This window comes from Bacillus nakamurai (assembly GCF_001584325.1).
Lineage (GTDB): Bacteria > Bacillota > Bacilli > Bacillales > Bacillaceae > Bacillus > Bacillus nakamurai.
This window is the reverse complement of record NZ_LSAZ01000011.1, coordinates 96136-113888: the sequence shown is the minus strand read 5'-3', so window position 1 is coordinate 113888 and position 17753 is coordinate 96136. Positions and strand designations below refer to the sequence as shown.

Genomic DNA, 17753 nt, shown 5'->3' with positions numbered 1-17753 from the left:
TACAATCCCCCATTTTTAGTTTAATTTCGTTTACTCCTTTAACATTACACTCTCTTCTAATAAAACAAGTTGTGCTAATTTTTCTTTTAAAGTTATAACTTGTGCTTGATACTGTGAAATTCCGACATCTAAACAAATTTCCTGGGCAAATGTCAATCCTTTTTTCCATGTACCATATTTAGAACGAAGATCCTCTATATTTTTTTCTTTCCTTACTATCTCATCCTCTATCCATTTTTTTATTGTTGATAAATCTTTATATTCACCAAAATACATACGCATTAAAAAATCAGAACACAAAATATCTTTTTCTACTTTTGTTTCTAAATAATGATGAAATTCTTTTACGCCTTCTTCTGTAATGGAGTATAACTTTTTATTAGGCTTATCATCTTGAGTTACAATCTCTTTTTTTATCTTCCCTTCCTTTTCTAATTGCCTTAAAGTGGGATAAATCATTCCAAAGCTTCCATCAAAAAAATGAGAGAAAACATCTTCAAAAACAAGTTTGATGTCATATCCTGACATTTTTTTCTTCATTAAAACACCTAAAATAACATCTCTCCCTTTCACAACTAACACTCCTTATCTTTATAAAAATTGATTGTGAACGCTCATTAATATTAACAAAATTAATATTAATATTGTTAATAACAATTTTGATTATATCAATTTTTTTCAAATTTGTAAAATGCGTTTATTTTTAATTTAATCAAGTGTAAAAATATAACCTCATTCAAATGCATATGAATGAGGTCTAATTATAATAAAATATTTAATATAGCCTATATTGGATGGTCATCTTTCAATAGAATGACTGCCATAGAAAGGATAATTATACTATCATTAATTAATAATCCATAGTTCTCTTTTAAAATCAAGTAAAAAGCATTAAATATTCATCTGTTAGAAACTGATCCTTAAATGCTGTTATATAAATCCAAAGCAACACTTTGAACTTTTGTTCTTTAGATACTAATTGATTTACAAAAAAAATGAAAAATACCTTTCTATGTTAAGTTTCTCTATAACAATTCAACTTAACGTAGCTCAAACACATGAATATACCTATATATAATTTAATAATATAAAACTGACACACGATAACATATGAACACTTGGTTGCACTTCAATACAAAATAACATTTCGTTCTTTTCGCCGTCGTCGGATCGTGAAGCAATTCATTTGATGCCCGCCAAAATGCTGCCGATTCTGGTGGCGCAGACATCAGCAGCAAACCGGCTGTAAATGCCGCACACGAAAAACGGATGATGCGCTTGAATCTTTTTTTCATTTTGCTAATCCCCCCTTTTTAATAAAGCGTTTACAAAATATCGATTTCTCCTTTGTTTATCTGATTTTTCTGTTTCTTTTCTATTGTAGCCGCGCCGTTGATATTTGTACAGACAAAAAAAGAATCCGCTGTAAAAAAGCAGATTCTTCCGTATCTTTATTGATATGTAATACGATCGACCGTTTCCCGGTCCAATTTTTTAATGACTTCTGTAATCAGTTTGACCGTATTCTCATAATCATCACGATGCAAAATAGCAGCATGTGTATGAATGTAACGCGTTGCAATCGTAATAGAGAGCGCAGGCACTCCGTTTGCGGTTAAATGAATGGAACCGGAATCTGTTCCCCCGCCGGCAATGGAATCAAATTGGTAAGGAATTCCTGTTTCTTCCGCCGTATTCACAACGAGATCGCGAAGCCCTTTATGGGACACCATTGAGGCATCATATAAAATAATTTGCGGCCCTTCGCCGATTTTGCTTTGCGCCTCTTTTTCAGAAATGCCCGGCGTATCTCCGGCAATCCCGACGTCCACACCGAACGCGATGTCAGGCTGAATGGTGTGTGCTGCTGTTTTTGCTCCGCGGAGTCCAACTTCTTCCTGAACCGTACCTACGCCATAGACGACATTCGGATGGTCACTGTTTTTCAGGTTTTTTAATACATCAATCGCAATCGCACAGCCGATACGGTTGTCCCATGCTTTCGCCAGCAGATGTTTTTCATTGTTCATCACCGTAAATTCAAAATACGGAACAATTTGGTCTCCCGGGAGAACGCCCCATTCCATTGCCTCTTCACGGCTTGCTGCTCCGATATCCACAAACATCTCTTTAATATCTGCTGCTTTTTTTCTGGCGTCAGGCGGTAATATATGAGGGGGCTTCGATCCGATAATCCCCGTAATGTCGCCTTTTTTCGTGACGATGGTGACGCGCTGAGCCAGCATGACCTGAGACCACCAGCCGCCGACGGTTTGAAAACGGATAAACCCTTTATCAGTGATTTGCGTCACCATAAAACCGACTTCATCTAAATGGCCGGAGATCATAATTTTCGGTCCGTTCTCCTGTCCGGTTTTTTTGGCGATCAAGCTTCCGAGACGATCGGTCGTGACGTCATCGGCAAATGGTTCTATGTATGATTTCATCACTTGTCTTACTTCTCTCTCATTTCCCGGTATACCTTTGGCATCAGTTAACGCTTTCAGCATGGTTAACGTTTCATCTAATTTTTTCATCATAAACCTCCTTTTTTTCATTACTCTTCTTATTATACAGAACCAATGCGGAACCATACGATTAAATCGCCTGAAAATCGGGTAAATGTTTTACATATTTCTTTTTAAAAAAATGAAACCTTTTGTTTTGTTTTTCGTATTACATCAGATCATGACAATATGAGGAGGTGCCTTCACACAAATGGCTATTATATTATTCAGAATTCTTTTGCTTGCCCTTCTTGTTTATTTTCTTTACATGGCGGTAAAATTTTATTCAAATCCGAAAAGAAGGCTCAAACTGGCTCAATCTAAAGAAAACTTTTACTTTTTTGATGAACAAAAAAACACGCGAAAAAATCTCCAGCTTACTTATAAAGGAGTGCTCTTTGAAGGAGAGAAGCACATTCCTTCCAAAGACCACCCGCTGTTTATCCATACCATATTTGTATGGACCGAAGCTCCAGAAAAGCTGAGCGGCTTTTCTGCAGACGATTTTGAAGAGGTCGAAAAAAAGGTATTGGAGCGTTATCCGAATTGCAAGATTGATTGGGACCAGCCGATAAAAAAGGCAAAAAAAGCAGGCGAGCGATAAGTGCTCTCCTGCTTTTTTATTTCCTATTGATGATATACAGCAGCACAAGTGCCGATTCCGCGAAAAAAAGCAGCGGCACGCCGTATACGAAAGATCTGTGCTTCGTCTTATGCCTGAAGGCGTGCATGCCGAGCCATACGCCAAGTGATCCGAACATGGCGGCGGCAAGCCATATCCGCTTTTCTGATATTCTCCACCTGTGCTGCTCTGCTCTTCGTTTATCAGCGCCCATGATCCAAAAGCCATATCCATTAATTAATACCGCATATATAAAAACAGCCATTTGTTTCACCCTTTACGTAAAAAAACCGCTCCCGGAGAGAGCGGTTTTTGCGGCTTACTTATCTAATTGAGCTTTAGCAGCATCAGCAAGCTGATTGAAAGCAGTAAGATCGTTTACAGCAAGATCAGCAAGCATTTTACGGTTTACTTCGATACCTGAAAGCTTAAGACCGTGCATTAAACGGCTGTAAGAAAGACCGTTCATACGTGCAGCAGCGTTGATACGAGTGATCCAAAGCTTACGGAAATCACGTTTTTTCTGACGACGGTCACGGAATGCATAGTTTCCAGATTTCATGACCTGCTGGTTTGCTACTTTGTATAATGTATGTTTTGAACCGAAATAACCTTTTGCTAGTTTAAGAACCTTTTTACGACGCTTACGTGTAACAGTTCCGCCTTTTACTCTTGGCATTAGATTTCCCTCCTAATTGTTCCTTGTCCGATTACTTGATGTTAGCAAGCTGTTGTTTGATGCGTTTGAAGTCTCCTGCGCTGACAATAGCACCCTTGCGAAGCTTACGCTTTTGCTTTTGGGATTTGTTGGCGAATAAGTGACTTGTGTATGCATGAGAACGTTTTAACTTCCCAGAACCTGTCTTTTTAAAACGTTTAGCAGATCCGCGGTGAGTTTTCATTTTTGGCATGGGATTTCCTCCTTATTGCTTTTCGTTTTTCGGCGCGAGCATTAAGAACATGCTGCGGCCGTCCATTTTTGGTTTTGTTTCGACTGTCGCAACTTCCGCACATGCTTCAGAAAAACGGTCCAATACGCGCTGGCCGATTTCTTTATGAGTGATTGCGCGTCCTTTAAAGCGGATAGAAGCTTTCACTTTATCGCCTTTTTCAAGGAATTTAATCGCATTGCGCAACTTCGTGTTAAAGTCATGCTCATCGATCGTCGGACTTAACCGAACTTCTTTTAAGTTAATGATTTTTTGATTTTTGCGTGCTTCTTTTTCCTTTTTCTGCTGCTCGAATCTGAACTTTCCGTAGTCCATGATACGGCATACAGGCGGTTTTGCATTTGCTGCAACTAACACAAGGTCAAGATTTGCGCGACCGGCGATTTCAAGTGCTTCCTGACGGGACTTGATGCCAAGCTGATCGCCATTTTGTCCGATTAAGCGGACTTCACGTGCACGGATACCCTCATTAACCAATTGATCTTTGCTAATAATGAGCCACCTCCATAGTTTCTTCGAATTGATTCACAACGCTTTTGACTGCATTCTGCAGGCAAACAAAAAGTGCGGGCATGATAACACACCCACACTACGAACATCTGCATAAATAAAAATGTACGGTCAACCTGCCAACTACATGAATGTGTCAATCAGGTGAGAAGCGGGTGCTTCTGCTTGTGATTTATATTCAATTCAGTAACTATTCTACACAATACCGGAACGTTAGTCAAGAATGACTTCTCCGGATCAACTTTTTCATTTTAACACGGTGTTGTGGTGAGCGCAAGGAAAAAGTGAAATTATGTTATGGTCCTACTAATCACTGCATTTTCACTTGAAACACTGTTTCTGATAACTCTTTCCCCCTATATCTCCGTATAGAAAAAGAGAAAAGAGTTATAAAGAGGGAGAAAAGGATAGATACAAAACCAAACCAATTCTTTTACCGACCCTGCTTTTCGAGATATTAGCCGGCTGAGGCGAAAATAAAGACCCAGGGAGACCTTCGTACAAACGAGCTTGAAAAAGAGATAAAAAAACTAAAGCCTGCCATACAAAAGAAACAGATGCAGAGTCTTCTCGCGATTGAATTTAAAAAGAAGCAAGTGAAAGAAGTAAAACAAAGACAAAAAGCAGCAGCTAAAAAAAGGTTATATTGATCCGGAAGACCCGCCGTAAAAAAAGCCAAGGCTTCCGCCTTGGCTTATCCTCCGATGAATTGAACGAACACCGGAATGACCAGCACCGTTACAACTCCGACAACTACAACCGCAATGCTTGCCATTGCCGCTTCTACTTCACCCATCTCAATTCCGACAGCCACACCGAGCGCATGTCCTGATGTGCCCAGGGCCAATCCTTTAGAGATCGGATGTTTCACTTTAAACAGTTTTAAGAATAAAGCGCCGAGGGCGTATACGATAACGGCGTTGAAAATAACGGCAAAGGCGGTGATGTCGCTGATGCCGCCGATGTCTTTTGACAAAGGCAGGGCAATTGCCGTTGTCGCCGCTTGCGGAAGCATGCTCTTCATGACAGCCGCGTCAAGATTGATGCCTTTTGCGATCAAATAAACGATAGTAACTGAGCAGACAGATCCGACAATGATGGACGACATGATCTGCCACCAATACTTTTTCAGCTTGTCTCTTTGCTTATACAAAGGAATGGCGAAAGCGATGGTCGCCGGCTCCAGGAAAAACTTAATAATGTCTCCGCCGCTTTTATAATCATCATATGAAAAACCGCCGACCTTCAGAAAGACGATTCCCAGCACCATCGCGACAAACAGCGGGGTGAAGAGGAAAAAGCCTTTCGTTTTCTTGAATAAAAAAGTACCGATGCCAAAAGCTGCAAGTGAAACGACAATACCGAAATATGGACTCATCCGTTTTCCCTCCTAATGCTGCACAAGCTCTTTTTCTTGATTGGGATGGCGCACCCCTGCTTGTTCAGCCGGAGCAGCCTTTTGACGTTTTTTGCTGACAGACAGAATAAATTGAGAAAAAAGACCGGTCGCTCCCAGAAGAATAATGGTAGCGAGTAAAATCACGAGTGCGATTTGCACGCCGTACTGCTGCATGACGCCAAGTGAATTCATCACGGAGATGCCCGACGGGACAAATAAAAATCCGATCAGTGACGTTAATGATGTTCCCAGCGTTTCTACTTGTTCAAGCTTAATCACTTTCAGGCATAAGAGGACAAATAATAACACCAAACCTACGACAGAAGCGGGTATAGGAATGGGGACAATCGCTGCAATCCCATTAGATATCAGCATAATTACGGCAAAAATAAATGCTTGTGTCAAAAATCCATACACTTTTTTCGCACTCATTTTCTTCACCTCTTTCTCTTTGTTGCCTTCATTATAAAAGAGAAAAACACGCATAAAGCGCTTTCATTTTAAATGGCAGGATATTCATTCCGAAATGCAAAAAACGGCTGGTGAAATGCAGAAAGCCGCTTCATGAAATATGAAGCAGCTTCTTTAAGTCCTTTGCGTATGTACGGCTGACGGGGATTTTCGAGCCGTCTTTCATGATGAGATTGTACGTCGAATTAAACCATGGATGAATTTCTGTAATATGCTCCGTATTAACGATGAAGGCGCGATGCACTCTCATAAAATCCGTATCAGGCAGTTTTTTCTCAATAACCGCCAAGGTTTCATGAACAGAATAAGAGGCGGCAAAGGTTTTGACGGATACGTGCCCGTCCTCCATCCCTGTAAAAATAATATCCTTTGTATCTAAAATCACAATTGATTCGCCGGCAGATACAGCCAGCTTATGGGGGCCGGAAGCGGCGGACTGCTCAGCGGCGGCCCCTGCCTTATCCTGCTTAACTCTTTTAAACTTTCTGATCGTCTGCCGCACTCTTTCCTCATCAAAAGGTTTTGTTAAATAATCAAGCGCATCCACTTCGAAGGCTTTTAAAGCGAATTGGTCATACGCTGTGGCAAACACGACAGCCGGCGGGTTTTTCATATTTTTCAGCCGCTTGGCGATGTCAAATCCGTTTTCTCCTGACAAATCAACGTCTAAAAACAGTAAATCCGGTTTTTGATCCATCATGCTGTCAAAAGCGGATTCTATATTTTCCGCCTCGTTTATTTCACTTACTTCATTTGTCCGCTTGAGCAAGTAGGCTAATTCATCTCTTGCCAGCATTTCATCATCAACGATTAACACCTTCAGCATGTTCTTCTCCTTTATTCATCAGTTTCAAGGGCAGCTCAAATGATACTTCTGTCCCTTTGCCGACCTCACTTTTCATTTGCAGAGCGGCTTTTTGGCCGAATAAACCGATCAGCCGCTGATTTAAGTTGTAAAGCGCCGTCCCCGTCCCTTCTTTAGACGGAAGCGGACGGTTTCCGAGGACAGATAACAACTCCGGGTCCACTCCCCGTCCGTTATCCGCCACCTGCATCAAGACTGACGGACCGTCGGACACCACGCGGACATTGACAACGCAGCTGTCTTGTTTCTTTGAAAAAGCGTGGCGGAGCGCATTTTCCACAAGGATTTGCAGCACAAAGGGGGGAATTTCGATTTCCTCCAAGCCATTTTCTATATCCAGGCCGATTTTATATTTCCCGGGAAAACGGGCCTGCTCTAATGACAAGTAAGCGTGCAGATGGTTCAGCTCCTTGGAAAGCGGGATGAGCAGCTGCCTTGCGCCTTGCAGGTTGGAACGGAAATAGACGCTGAGCTGCAGGAGAAGCTTACGGGTTTTCTCCACATCCGTACGGCAAAGGGCAGAAATCGTGTTAATCGCATTAAACAGAAAATGCGGATTCACCTGTGCTTGAAGCGCCTTAATTTCTGCATCCTTCAGCAGCTTGCTTTGCAGCTCCGCTTCGCCAAGCTCAAGCTGGGTGGAAAACAGCATAGCCAGACCCTCGGCGAGTTCCTCCTCTACCTGGCTTAAACCGGACGGGCTTTTAAAATACATTTTCAATGTGCCGATCGTTTTGCCGTTTGACGTGAGGGGCAATACAATGGCCGCATGCAGCGGGCATTGGCTGTGCGTGCATTCAATTTCTTCCTTTGATGTCGCTTTCATAATATGGCCTGTTTTTATGACCCGTTTAGATAAGCCCGTAATCAGGCTTTTTGACGGGATATGGTGATCAGCACCTGCACCGACATGCGCAAGAATTTTTTCATTGTCCGTAAGCGATACCGCGTCCGTCCCCGTTTGTTCGTGAATAATGGACGCCACGCTTTTGCAGGAGCTTTCATTCAGCCCTTGGCGGAAAAACGGAAGCGTCTGGTCGGCAATCATCAGCACCCTGTGGGTTTCAAGCGCTCTCGCCCGTTCTTCTTTGCGGATGATGGATTGAATAATGGAGAGAAAAATGAAGCTCCCTGACCCGTTAATCAATATCATCGGGATGCCGATCATACTCACAAGCGTCCAGGCATCGGAAAACGGCTTGGCCAAAAGCAGGATGAGAAGCATTTGCAAAGACTCCATCCCGATTCCGACAAGCGCCGCCACTCTCGGTGTCGGCATCACGTAGCGTTTTCTGAAATAACGCCCGATCAAACCGGACAAAATTCCCGCTAAAATGGAAGAGACGGCGCAGCTGACAGCGGTCGCGCCTCCGAGCGATAAGCGATGGAGACCGGCCAATAAGCCGACGCCGATTCCTACATACGGCCCGCCCAAAAGTCCGCCGATTTCAACGCCCATAATCCGCGTATTGGCGATGGAGCCGGACGGATCAATTTGAAACACCCAGTCATTATTCATGATCATATTCCGCTGAATCTCAATTCCCGTATAGTTGCTGATGATGCTGAACAATGAAAAGATAGAAATCAGCACCGCTTTTCCTTTATAGCTCTCGGGATGCTGGAGCGCCTGTCTGAACAATTTGGTATGGGCCAGAACAAACCCCAATATCACGATAATGCCGACTCTTTCCAGCATCATAATCATCAAATGCAGCATATCATTCACCTGTTCTTTCAAATTTTATTTTATCATGTTTCCGGACCGAAGGCAGAACTGCACATGAATCTGCCTGTTTTTTTAAAATCATCTGAAAACAGATCTTTAACAGGCCTTGTATCTATTGTAGAATAAACGGGAGCCTTATGGCAGAGTGTGAGAATATGAAAAAGAGGAGAAGATCATGAAAGCCGTATTTTTTGATTTGGACGATACACTGTTATGGGATGAAAAAAGCGTCAGAACAACATTCAGAGAAACATGTTTGCAAGCGGAAAAAAAATATGGCCTTGACCCGCACACATTTGAAGAAGCCGTTCGAAAAGCCGCCCGGGAATTATACATGTCATACGAAACCTATCCTTATACGGTCATGATCGGCATCAATCCGTTTGAAGGGCTATGGGCGAATTTTTCCGAGCCGGTCAGCGAAGGATTTAAAAAACTGAATCAAATTGCCCCCGAGTACAGACGAAACGCCTGGACAAACGGCCTGAAAAACGTCGGTATAGACGACCCGGCTTACGGAGAATATTTGGCAGAGTTTTTTGCGGCAGAACGCCGGCAGCGTCCGTATGTATACGATGAAACGTTTGCGGTGCTTGATCAGCTGAAAGGAAATTATGAGCTTCTCATGCTGACAAACGGCGACCCGAGCCTGCAAAAAGAAAAGCTTGCCGGGGTGCCTGAGCTTGCGCCTTACTTTAATGAAATTGTCATCTCAGGCGCTTTCGGAAAAGGAAAACCCGATGCGTCTATATTTGAACATTGCCTGGGCCTCTTGCAGCTGAAAAAAGAGGAAGCCATTATGGTCGGCGACAACCTCAACACAGATATTTTAGGCGCCAAGCGGGCAGGCATCACGACTGTCTGGGTAAACCGGACAGGGAAGAAAAATGAAACGGATGTAACCCCTGATTACGTGATCGGCGATCTTCACGAGCTGTTTGCGATACTAGAGAAAAAAGAATAGAGCTGCACGGCAGAAATAGATAAGGAGTTTACATACCTTATCTATTTCTTTTTTCAGCTGCGAAATTCATTGAGTCTTCCCATCAGCTTTTCACGCATGCAGTTCTGCCCCGCACACTATGGTCATGGCGTTCCGGTCTTTTAAAAAAACCCCACTCAATATGAATGGGGTTTAGGTCGTTCAGTTATTATTTTTTCGCTTCAGATACTGCTTTTTTCACAAAGTCATCCAGTGAAACGGTTTCTGATTTCTGCTCTCCGTATTTCCGGACGTTTACGGCGCCGTTTTCCGCTTCTTGGTCTCCGACCACAAGCATGTACGGTATTTTTTGCATTTGCGCTTCGCGGATTTTGTAGCCGATTTTTTCGTCACGGCTGTCAAGCTCAACGCGCAAGCCTTCGCGCTGCAGGCGTTCCTGCACTTTTTTCGCGTAGTCAAGATGCACGGCCGGCGAAACCGGGATCACTTGGAACTGAACCGGAGCAAGCCATGTCGGAAGGGCTCCTTTGTGCTCTTCGATTAAGAAAGCAACGAAACGCTCCATCGTTGACACGACGCCGCGGTGAATGACGACTGGACGGTGCTGTTTGCCGTCTTCGCCGACGTAAGTGAGATCAAACCGTTCCGGAAGAAGGAAGTCAAGCTGTACAGTTGACAATGTTTCTTCTTTTCCGATCGCTGTTTTCACTTGCACATCAAGCTTAGGGCCGTAAAATGCCGCTTCGCCTTCAGCCTCATAATAATCATGGCCGATTTCATCCATTGCGGCTTTCAGCATAGATTGCGCCTTGTTCCACATCTCATCATCATCAAAATATTTCTCCGTGTCTTCCGGGTCGCGGTAAGATAAGCGGAAGGTGTAATCGTTCAGCCCGAAGTCTTTGTATACGTCTTGAATCAAACGGACGGTGCGGATGAATTCCTCTTTAATCTGATCAGGGCGGACGAAAATGTGAGCGTCATTTAACGTCATGCCGCGCACGCGCTGAAGTCCTGACAGCGCACCTGACATTTCATAGCGATGCATCGTTCCAAGCTCGGCAATGCGGATCGGAAGTTCGCGGTAGCTGTGAATGTCTTGTTTGTAAATCATCATATGATGCGGGCAGTTCATCGGACGAAGCACAAGTGTTTCGTTGTCCATTTCCATCGGAGGGAACATGCCGTCCTGATAATGCTCCCAGTGCCCTGATGTTTCGTACAGATCCTTGCTTCCGAGCACAGGCGTATACACGTGTTCATAGCCGAGGCTCAGCTCTTTATCCACGATGTAACGCTCGATAACGCGGCGGATAGTCGCGCCTTTTGGCAGCCAAAGCGGAAGCCCTTGTCCGACTTTTTGAGAGTTGGCGAACAATTTTAATTCTTTGCCGAGTTTTCTATGATCGCGCTCTTTCGCTTCCTCAAGCATACGCAAATGCTCTTTCAGGTCATCCTTTTTGAAGAATGCCGTTCCGTAGATGCGCTGGAGCATTTGATTCTTGCTGTCTCCGCGCCAGTACGCGCCTGCAAGGCTTAACAGCTTAAATTCTTTAATTTTCCCGGTGGACGGAACATGCACGCCGCGGCACAGGTCAAAAAATTCACCTTGCTCGTAAATAGTGACGGTTTCGTCCTCCGGAATGGCGTCAAGCAGCTCAAGCTTCAGATTATCGCCAATTTCCGCGAACATTGCTTTCGCTTCATCACGGCTTACTTCTTTTCTGATGATCGGAAGATTTTCGCCGACGATGCGTTTCATTTCTTTTTCAATCTTCGGAAGGTCATCCGGTGTCAGCGCCTGCTCCATTTCAATGTCATAATAAAATCCGTTTTCAATGACGGGTCCGACACCGAATTTCACATCTTTGTAAATGCGTTTAATCGCCTGGGCCAATAAGTGAGCCGTGCTGTGGCGCATGATGCTCAACCCTTCTTCTGTACCTTCTGTAATAATTTCTACGGCACCGTCCTCATTGATCGGCGTTCTCAAATCAATTTCTTGTCCGTTCAGTTTACCGGCTAAAGACTTCTTCTTTAATCCCGGACTGATGGATGCCGCGATATCTTCTGTTGTTGATCCTTTCGGAAATTCCTTTACTGCTCCGTCCGGAAATGTAATGTTAATCATATCTGACATCTTCGCCACTCCTTTTTTTATGCATATCAAAAACCCCGCCCCCTATGAAAGGGACGAGGTTGAATAAACGGAATCGTGGTTCCACCCTTTTTTCCGCGAGGCCGTCGTTCCGGCACTTGCGGCTCTAAACTCTGTAACGGGAGTTCCCGTCAGCTATTACTGGCGCTTTAGTCCGGCGTTCACAGCTGAAGTTCAAAGGCGGTAAAGTCAATGATCCATAGCTGGAAAGCTTTCAGCCTGGGCTTTCCTCTCTTTTCAAGCCGGTATCAATGCTTCATGTCCTTATCAATACGTGTAGCAATCATTAATCTGATATGTATTATAAAATGTCCTGCAGAAAAATGCAACTCGGTTTCTGTCTATTTTCGCACAGACAGCCCTGCCTTTTTTACAAGGCCGTCCGTGCGTCTAGCCTTCCGTCTTCTCTTTCGCAAACTCGTCCAGCGGAAAAAGGCGCACACGTTCCTGAAAAACATTTTGGATTGTTCTGGCCATGACGTGTTCCGGCCGGTCCGTATAGAGCTCTACCGTTTCCGGCGCAATGGAAATCAGCGGCGCAAGCAGATGGGAATCTATATACATCGGATGATCCCGGACAAACCGTCTGTCTATGTATTTTTTTTGTTCCCGTTCTGAAACAAAGCGCATTTCCCACAGCGTAAATGACCGGTCATGAACGATATGGACTTTTTTCATTCGCGGCGGATTTGAAGTCACGTAATCTCTCAATGATTGAATAAAATTTTGATACTCCTGCTCCATCTGGTATTCATCTATCGCGGCCTCCGCGTATTCCCTAAGCCGTTCATAGTACGCGCCGAGCCGAAATGTCTGAAACGAACGCACGGAAAAAACACCGCTGTCCAAAGAAATGGTTTGAAGCGCTTCTAAAATAAACTGCTTGCGGGGCAGCTTCTTCGGCTCAAACGGATGATCATCAAGATCACCCTCCATAATGCTGTGTGCAAGCTGAAGGATTTGCTGCTGTTCATCTTGATCAGTGAAGCAGTATGTTCCTTCAATTAGTGAAAGCATATGCTCGTCTTCTTTACATTCCAAAAAAAACCTGACCAGTATCGGTTCAATAAAGCGCTGAACGGAATAAGCCGGTTCAGCCCTTTCGATTCCGACTTTTTTTATGCCTTCACGGACAATAAAATGTCTCCGGTCGTCCGATTGCTGAATGAGATGTAAAAAAGCGGCGGTATCGTGGTCATCTTCAAAAGTCACTTCAAGCATATTTGTCCCCCCTTACGGCATCTGTTACAAGTATATGGGGGATGCTTTTAAAATAGACGTAAAGGTTAGCTTTGACCGCCGAACAAATGACGCACCTTCTTTTTAAAGATAATCGGAAGGGATAAAAAAACGATGTACAGGCAGATTACGCTGAACATTGTGAGTGCATTTCCAGACATAAAGCTCGCGCCGAGCACATTCAGCACAATTGTCCCCGGAATGATGCCCGCTGCGGTTGCCAAAAAATACGTCATCGGCCTGACCCGGGAAAGGCCTGCGGCGTAGCTGATCACATCGAAATTAATCGGTAAGATGCGGAGGATGAAAATATAAAAAAAGCCGTTGTTTTTCATTTGCTTTTGAATGGTTTCCATTTTTCCGTGACGGCTCTCTCGCTTAAACGAAAACAAGCCCGCCGCGAAAAAAGACACAGCGGCAGCCCCCATTGAGCCTGCCAGCGTATACACCGTGCCAAACAGCGGGCCGAACGCCAATCCCCCGGCTATTGAAACAACTGAAACAGGAAACAGCACAAAAGGCCTGACAACAGAAATCCCGATAAAAACAAGCGGCGCAAAGACACCGAATGATAACACCCAGAGACGGATGTCTTTAGGCGACAAATTCAGGTATTTACGGTTTGCCCAAAACAAAAGCCCCGCTCCCGCTGCAATCGCAGCCCATGTGACACCCTTTTTACTCTTCATCCCCTCAAATCCTTCCCCTTTGCGGCGCCAGACGCTATGATTGGCGTCGGTTTTCTCCGTCCAGGCGGATCGGCGAAGCCAAATATAAAATCCGCTCCATCAGCCTTGCCGCCTTTACTTCTTCCTTTTCCCCCCGCTGCGAATACGTAAAATGATGCTTTAATTCGTCAGGTGAAAAATTAGACGAGAAGAACGTAGGCAGCTGCTGGCTCATTCGGTGCTGAAGCACGGTGCCGATGACTTCGTCCCTGACCCAGCTTGTCATTGATTCCGCTCCGATATCATCAAGCATTAGAACCGGCGTCGTTTTCACCATATTCAGTTTCTCTTCCAATGACTTGTCTTGAAGCGAGTTTTTCAGTTCCCTTACAAATTCAGGAACATACACAATCATAGACGAATATTCTTTCTCCGCCAGTTCATTGGCGATGGCGGCTAAAATAAACGTTTTTCCGATTCCGAATTTCCCGTACAGGTAAAGCGCCTTGCCTTTGCCCGTTTCATTATAGCTCTTCAGAAAATCCGTTACATGCTGGAACATGCTGAGTCTGCTCGGATCGGTAATGTCGATTTGCTGGAAGGTGGCGCCGAGCAAATCCTTCTGAATATACATGCTTTTCATGAGTGACTGCTGTTTTTTCTGCCGGTCAAGTTTTCTCTTTTCCGGACATTCATAATATTCGATATCAATGGAACGCCCGTTTATGACGAGCTTCGGATGATAGCCCTCCAGCAGGTTGTTCGTTTGGTTGTCTTCCGAGCAAAAGGCACATTTCTTGCTTTGCTGAACGAATTCGTACAGCTTGTTTAAACCTCTATCAATCATATTTTGATCGATAACGTCTTTTTGCTCCTTCAAAAAAGCTTGGACATCTTTATCCGCCATAACGTGCTGCTGCATTCGTTCCAGTCGTTTTTGGAAGTCAGGCCTCTTTGTGACGCCTTCAAGGGAACGGCTGATCGGTTCCATTCATCATCACCCCGCTTCTCTGTCTTAATAGGCAGAGTATTTTTTCAGTTTTTTCATTTCTTCCATCATCTTTTTCTTTTGCTCTTCGAGATCCTCTGCGGAAAGAAGCGGCTTTTCTGTTTTCTTTCCGGTCTCTTCTTCCAGCCAATCAGGGCGTTTTTCTTCCCGGACGATTTTTTTGTTTTGCGCCGTGCGGGTTGTCTTGCCTTCAGCCCAGTCGAGGTATTGTCTATGCTCTTCAATCGCGAGCTTCATCGCTTCTCTGACGGTTTTTACTTTTTTTCTGGCCCAGTGGGAAGCGATTTTTTGTATATAGTTTTTGGACAGTTTCATATCCGTCTTAAGCATTACATAATAAATCAGCACATTGGTGACGCCCGGTTCAAGCTTCTGCTCAAACATAATATCGGCTATGATTTTCAGATCGGCTTTAGAGGGTTCGATGCCGTCGGCAATGTCTTGCAAAAGCTTTCTCGGCGAGATAGTCTCAAGCTGTGCAATAAGCTTCGCATCCAATGAGTCCCCGTTATCTTTTTCGCCGTTTTCCCTCAGGCGGACAGACTGTACTTTATCAATTAAGTCCGGAAGCTGTCCGTTCCGTTCTATTTGGTACCAGTCGCTTGCCGCTTTTCTTAGCGCTTCAACCGAAATGACATCTTGCTCATTAATTGCGGTCATAGCGACATGCTGCATAGAGATCGGATCAATCCCGTATAAATACGACAGCTTTTTAATGCACTCCCGCACGTCTTGTGTGATCGCTTTCCGCGGGATCATCGTTTCTGACAGTCCCGCCAAAAACAGCTCAAAGTCAAAAACTTCTTCCGTCACCGTATAAGAAGGCGCTTGTCCGACAGACGCCAATTCAGAGCCCTCGGCCACTTCCATCGTTTCCTCCATATCCGGCGTCAGTTTCCATTCACTCGGCTGAAACGATTCAAAGGTATGATTAAACGGGCGCGTAATCTCCTTTGCGTCGCCGCTGACAGACGGATGCGTGTAAAATTGCCTCAGCTGCTGGTATTTCGTTTTACCGACTCTATTATAAAGAAAGACATTCAGCATGCCGTCCTCAAAAAATTCATTCGGCCTGAGCGGAGGCAGAAGCTCATAGATAAACATCCGCTCCCCTTGTTCGGATTCCCGGATATACACTTTTAATAAGCCGATTCCTTCAAGCTTTCCCTGTTCGTGGTGAATCTTTTTTAAATTCGACTGCGTCATTCCCATCAGCTGCCTGTGTGTGGATTCTGTGCCCCACAGGCGGTTTTGCTCAAGCTCTCCCCATAATGTCATATAAAGAGAGAATGCAAAAGAACCGATCAGCGGCTGATACAGCTGTGTCAAAATTTGTCTGTCAATATCCTGAAGCAGCGAACGGCTTTTGACCGTATAAGGGTCTACAGGCAATACGTCTTTCCAATAGTCAGCCATGTTTCTCAAACCTTCCGATATGTTTCTACTCTCATTTTACACCGTTTCTCTAATCTATCACAAATGCCAATTTTGCTCATGAGAAAAGAGCCAGAAAATTCTCTTAGCTCTTTAGCGTTCTTTCTTTATTAAATCTTTCAGTTCGTCGATAAACACGTTTATGTCTTTAAACTGGCGGTATACGGATGCGAAACGGACATATGCCACCTCGTCAATCTCCGCCAGGCGGTCCATCACCATTTCTCCGACGAGCTCGCTTTTGACTTCAGATACGCCTTGATTTCTCAATTCTTTTTCAATATCAAAGCACATATCTTCAAGTGTTTTCAAAGGAACGGGCCTTTTTTCACAAGCTTTGAATAACCCGCGGAGCATTTTTTCACGGCTGAATTCTTCCCGCACGCCTTCTTTTTTGACGACGACAAGCGGCATCTCTTCGACCTTCTCAAATGTGGTGAAGCGATAATGGCAGGCTTCGCATTCCCGCCTTCTGCGGATAGATTTTCCTTCGTCCGCAGGCCGTGAATCAAGTACGCGGGAACCGTTATGCTGGCATGAAGGACATTTCAAATAGATCAGCTCCCATCTGTTTCGTTGCTGTAATACGGTTCGCAAGCTTCCGGTAAATGCCCGCCAACGTTTCTAGGATGAGCCTAATGTGTTGGGAGAGCCGATAGACCGGCCTTATCTCTTTCTATTTTACAAAAAAAATGCATAAAGAAAAAGCGATGCTGTTTTTTACATTAGAAAAGGAGCATCAGCCTCAAAGCGCGTTACGGCTTTTTTAGCTTAGCTCCCTTGTGTTTGCGTTTTGAAATTACAGTACTTTCGCTTGTGCCTGTTTAATCTGCACAGGCCCCATTCCTCTCGGTATTTCAATGTTTTCTCTTGTATCAGCATGTAATGCCTCCGCGATGTAGTCAGCAGCGACATTAGGATCTAAGTCTCCACAAGTATAAACATCAATGCTTGCATAACCGTGTTCAGGAAAACTGTGAATCGTTAAATGTGACTCAGAGATAATAACGACTCCGCTTACGCCTTGCGGTGCAAACTTGTGAAATGCAACCTCGCGCACTTCAGCTCCTGATTTCAGAGCAGCATTTACGAACGTTTTTTCAATAAAATCCATGTCATTCAGCTTATCAAAATCGCATCCCCACAGCTCGGAGATGACGTGACGCCCCATTGTTTCCATAATCATGGACCCCCCTTAACAAGAATTAAAAAGTGAATTTCCGAGAACTGACCCGGCTATTTACCACGG

General features: G+C 44.3%; 19 protein-coding genes, 1 pseudogene and 1 other annotated feature. Of the genes and pseudogenes, 2 read left to right on the top strand and 18 right to left on the bottom strand.

Going from position 1 to position 17753, the window contains the following annotated elements:
• Positions 1-30: 30 nt before the first annotated feature.
• From AXI59_RS07210 to AXI59_RS07200, 3 genes and pseudogenes are all read right to left on the bottom strand, one after another.
• Complete coding sequence (locus AXI59_RS07210; protein ID WP_061527762.1) at positions 31-573, bottom strand: PadR family transcriptional regulator; 543 nt, start codon at positions 571-573, stop codon at positions 31-33.
• Between the two features lie 563 nt (positions 574-1136).
• A pseudogene (locus AXI59_RS07205) lies at positions 1137-1295 on the bottom strand (arabinan endo-1,5-alpha-L-arabinosidase); the annotation flags it as partial.
• 156 nt (positions 1296-1451) lie between these two features.
• Positions 1452-2537, bottom strand: a complete 1086-nt coding sequence (locus AXI59_RS07200) for a M42 family metallopeptidase (protein WP_061527760.1) — start codon at positions 2535-2537, stop codon at positions 1452-1454.
• Between the two features lie 181 nt (positions 2538-2718).
• Here AXI59_RS07200 and AXI59_RS07195 point away from each other — a divergent pair, with 181 nt between their 5' ends.
• Positions 2719-3111: a hypothetical protein gene (locus tag AXI59_RS07195; protein WP_061523052.1), complete on the top strand. Its 393-nt coding sequence runs from the start codon at positions 2719-2721 to the stop codon at positions 3109-3111.
• Positions 3112-3127: 16 nt separating this feature from the next.
• On the opposite strand, the gene AXI59_RS07190 is transcribed toward AXI59_RS07195, so the two are convergent.
• From AXI59_RS07190 to AXI59_RS07155, 8 genes are all read right to left on the bottom strand, one after another.
• Complete coding sequence (locus AXI59_RS07190) at positions 3128-3394, bottom strand: DUF1294 domain-containing protein (protein WP_061523053.1); 267 nt, start codon at positions 3392-3394, stop codon at positions 3128-3130.
• Between the two features lie 54 nt (positions 3395-3448).
• The gene (gene rplT, locus AXI59_RS07185; RefSeq protein WP_003152495.1) at positions 3449-3808 is read right to left on the bottom strand and encodes a 50S ribosomal protein L20; all 360 of its coding nucleotides are present in this window, start codon (positions 3806-3808) and stop codon (positions 3449-3451) included.
• A gap of 31 nt (positions 3809-3839) precedes the next feature.
• Entirely contained in the window at positions 3840-4040 is a 201-nt protein-coding gene (gene rpmI / locus AXI59_RS07180) for a 50S ribosomal protein L35 (RefSeq protein WP_003152493.1), read from the bottom strand.
• Between the two features lie 12 nt (positions 4041-4052).
• On the bottom strand, positions 4053-4574 hold the full coding sequence (gene infC, locus AXI59_RS07175) for a translation initiation factor IF-3 (protein WP_010886591.1): 522 nt from the start codon (positions 4572-4574) through the stop codon (positions 4053-4055).
• A gap of 57 nt (positions 4575-4631) precedes the next feature.
• Positions 4632-4762, bottom strand: a sequence feature (ribosomal protein L20 leader region).
• Positions 4763-5283: 521 nt separating this feature from the next.
• Positions 5284-5967, bottom strand: a complete 684-nt coding sequence (gene lrgB, locus AXI59_RS07170; RefSeq protein ID WP_061527759.1) for an antiholin-like protein LrgB — start codon at positions 5965-5967, stop codon at positions 5284-5286.
• Between the two features lie 12 nt (positions 5968-5979).
• Positions 5980-6420 (bottom strand): antiholin-like murein hydrolase modulator LrgA, encoded by a 441-nt coding sequence (gene lrgA / locus AXI59_RS07165; protein WP_061523150.1) that lies wholly within the window; start codon positions 6418-6420, stop codon positions 5980-5982.
• Positions 6421-6550: 130 nt separating this feature from the next.
• Complete coding sequence (locus tag AXI59_RS07160) at positions 6551-7285, bottom strand: LytR/AlgR family response regulator transcription factor (protein ID WP_061523056.1); 735 nt, start codon at positions 7283-7285, stop codon at positions 6551-6553.
• On the bottom strand, positions 7263-9044 hold the full coding sequence (locus tag AXI59_RS07155) for a sensor histidine kinase (RefSeq protein WP_061527758.1): 1782 nt from the start codon (positions 9042-9044) through the stop codon (positions 7263-7265). Before AXI59_RS07155 ends, AXI59_RS07160 begins: the two co-directional genes overlap by 23 nt.
• A 184-nt stretch (positions 9045-9228) precedes the next feature.
• Here AXI59_RS07155 and AXI59_RS07150 point away from each other — a divergent pair, with 184 nt between their 5' ends.
• Positions 9229-10017, top strand: coding sequence for an HAD family hydrolase (locus tag AXI59_RS07150; protein ID WP_061527757.1), 789 nt, complete (start codon positions 9229-9231; stop codon positions 10015-10017).
• A 187-nt stretch (positions 10018-10204) separates the two neighbouring features.
• On the opposite strand, the gene thrS is transcribed toward AXI59_RS07150, so the two are convergent.
• From thrS to speD, 7 genes are all read right to left on the bottom strand, one after another.
• Positions 10205-12136, bottom strand: a complete 1932-nt coding sequence (gene thrS / locus AXI59_RS07145; RefSeq protein ID WP_061527780.1) for a threonine--tRNA ligase — start codon at positions 12134-12136, stop codon at positions 10205-10207.
• Between the two features lie 408 nt (positions 12137-12544).
• Positions 12545-13375, bottom strand: a complete 831-nt coding sequence (ytxC, locus tag AXI59_RS07140) for a putative sporulation protein YtxC (RefSeq protein ID WP_061527756.1) — start codon at positions 13373-13375, stop codon at positions 12545-12547.
• Between the two features lie 65 nt (positions 13376-13440).
• The gene (locus AXI59_RS07135; protein ID WP_061527755.1) at positions 13441-14082 is read right to left on the bottom strand and encodes a TVP38/TMEM64 family protein; all 642 of its coding nucleotides are present in this window, start codon (positions 14080-14082) and stop codon (positions 13441-13443) included.
• A 34-nt stretch (positions 14083-14116) separates the two neighbouring features.
• On the bottom strand, positions 14117-15052 hold the full coding sequence (dnaI, locus tag AXI59_RS07130) for a primosomal protein DnaI (protein WP_061523061.1): 936 nt from the start codon (positions 15050-15052) through the stop codon (positions 14117-14119).
• A 24-nt stretch (positions 15053-15076) separates the two neighbouring features.
• Complete coding sequence (dnaB, locus tag AXI59_RS07125) at positions 15077-16486, bottom strand: replicative helicase loading/DNA remodeling protein DnaB (RefSeq protein WP_061527754.1); 1410 nt, start codon at positions 16484-16486, stop codon at positions 15077-15079.
• 111 nt (positions 16487-16597) lie between these two features.
• Positions 16598-17056, bottom strand: a complete 459-nt coding sequence (gene nrdR / locus AXI59_RS07120; RefSeq protein WP_061523063.1) for a transcriptional regulator NrdR — start codon at positions 17054-17056, stop codon at positions 16598-16600.
• Between the two features lie 247 nt (positions 17057-17303).
• Positions 17304-17684: an adenosylmethionine decarboxylase gene (gene speD / locus AXI59_RS07115; RefSeq protein WP_003223584.1), complete on the bottom strand. Its 381-nt coding sequence runs from the start codon at positions 17682-17684 to the stop codon at positions 17304-17306.
• Positions 17685-17753: the final 69 nt, after the last annotated feature.